This window comes from Mycobacterium sp., assembly GCF_049280035.1.
Classification (GTDB): domain Bacteria; phylum Actinomycetota; class Actinomycetes; order Mycobacteriales; family Mycobacteriaceae; genus Mycobacterium.
In genome coordinates this window covers 1-1,695 of record NZ_JBAPPI010000821.1, presented here as the reverse complement: position 1 = coordinate 1,695, position 1,695 = coordinate 1, and the positions used below count along the sequence as shown (strand labels likewise).

Sequence of the window (1,695 nt, the reverse complement as noted above, 5' to 3'; positions counted from 1 at the left end):
GTTGCTACGCCGGCTGAACAGCTCGCACAACGACGGCCCGCGTATCGCGTCGGTTACGTCGGTGAAGGCGGCTCCCGCCAAGTCGACCAGTTCCGCCAGGCCGCGCAAGACGCCGGCCAAGCGACCTGCGGCGCGGCAGGCCAGCGGGACCCAGTCACGTACCCGCCGTTGATTCTTGCGAGTAAGTAGCTTCGGATTGGTGCGAGCATCCTTCCCGCTGCGCGCGGTAACGCTGGGCTTACAGGCGACCTCTGCGCTCGTTGGCGCCAGCGTGCAAACCGCGGCAAGTGCCGCAGGATCATTGGGCACGGTGGCCTCGACGGGTATGTCGATGGCCGTGATCCCGGTTCGCGAAGGCGTCAAGGCACTCTCGGAAGGGCTGCCCGCACCTACGCTGACCAGGCATAGCTGGCGCGGCAAGGGACGCGCGTGGGTGGAGGTCCGCGGCCTCGACGGCCCGGACGGCGCCGAACTCGGGCGCTTGGTGGTCGACACCGTCCGCGCGCGCTCCGGGGTCAAATCGGTCAGCGTGAACCGGCCACTGTCACGGATCGTGGTTACGCTCAACAACGATCAGATCTCGCTGCGTGACTTGTGCCGCGATGTCGACGAGGCTGAAAAGCGTTGGCGCGCAAGCGGTAGCGTCGGTCCACGGCGTAGCGATACCCGTCCGAAGCCACTGCCGGGTGACGGTCTACTGCTGGCCACCAACGCGTTAGGGGTCGGCGCCACCGCCGTCGGTATGAGTGCCGCGGTCGCGGGGCGGGTGCTGCGCTGGCCGCGCCTGTTCAGCGGTGTCGAGGCGATGGTGGTGGCCGTCGACTACCAGCCACGGCTGCGCCGCCTGCTGGAGGATCGCATCGGGCAATCGGCGACGGACTCGGTGCTGTCGGTCGCGATGGTCACGGCGCACGTCCTCGAGCTGTCGCCGGCGTCGCTGGCCGTCGACCTCGCGATGGAGACGTTGAAAGCCGCCGAATACCAGGCCGAGGCGCAAGCGTGGCGTCGTCACGAACCGGCGCTGGCCCGCCACGCCGAGCACCCAGAGGTCCACCCGCCGTCCCGCCCGGTGCCCCCGCCGGAAGGGTCGGTCGAGCAGCACGCACGGCGCAGCGCGTGGGTTCAGGTGATCGGCACCGCGGCCATCGGGGCCTTCACCCGCAACCCCGAGATGGCGGCGACCGCGACGTTGGTCACCACCCCGAAGGCCACCCGCACCACACGTGAGTCGTTCGCCGCAGCGCTCGGCCAAGGGCTGGCCGACCAGCATGCGGTGCTGGTGCTGCATCCGGAAAAACTGCGTTGGCTGGACCGGGTCGACGCGCTGCTGGTCGATCCGCGGGTGTTGTGCACCAACGTCCTGCGAGTGGTCCGCGTCCGCGGAGCCGACGAGGACGAGCTGTCACCCGCGTGGAACCGCGCCCAGTTGCTGTTGGAGAAAAAGGGCCTGCGCGTGGGCTGGCACCCGGTTCCCGGTCTGTCCGGCAAGGGATCCGACACCGTCGTCGAAGCGCTGATCGGCCCGACGCACGACCCGCTGGCCTCGGCTGTGCTGGCCGAGGCGCGGCGGGCCGGCCTGGAATTGATCTCCGTCGGCGTCGACGATCTCGGCGAGCTGCAGCCCGCTTTCGACGAGCTGAAGCCATTGCAGAGGGCGTCCATCGACACCGCGCTCGCCGCGGCACTGACCGATCT

1 pseudogene is annotated in these 1,695 nt (G+C 69.4%); it reads left to right on the top strand.

The window, feature by feature from the left end:
- Positions 1–199 precede the first annotated feature (199 nt).
- A pseudogene (locus tag WAN71_RS26275) lies at positions 200–1,695 on the top strand (cation-translocating P-type ATPase); the annotation flags it as partial.